This window comes from Achromobacter sp. SIMBA_011 (genome assembly GCF_046535435.1).
Taxonomy (GTDB): domain Bacteria; phylum Pseudomonadota; class Gammaproteobacteria; order Burkholderiales; family Burkholderiaceae_B; genus Achromobacter; species Achromobacter dolens.
The window spans coordinates 1-284 of record NZ_JAWRWN010000296.1 but is presented as its reverse complement, the minus strand read 5'-3'; the positions used below and the strand labels follow the sequence as shown (position 1 = coordinate 284).

Annotated in this window: 1 pseudogene; it reads right to left on the bottom strand. The window is 59.5% G+C overall.

Going from position 1 to position 284, the window contains the following annotated elements:
* A pseudogene (locus tag SB816_RS31025) lies at window positions 1-284 on the bottom strand (TrlF family ATPase); the annotation flags it as partial.

Sequence of the window (284 nt, the reverse complement as noted above, 5' to 3'; positions counted from 1 at the left end):
CGCGTATGCGTTGTCCGCGCAAATCTGATAATTCGGCCAACAGATTGCGTCGCTCCTGTCGCAAGGCGTCGAGCTGAGACTCATGGGCAGCTACTCGCGATTTCATCGGCTTGATGCGCTCGATCTCGATCATAAGGCGCTGGTAGGCCGCACCGACCTCCTGCCCGCTCTTTCCAGCAGTTGCAGGCAACGTCCTAAGCGCCTTTTCCAACACGGCATCATGCTCCTTAACGGCCTGCTGCCACGCCTCCTGGTGGGTGGCGAACTGTTCCGCACCGTCATCC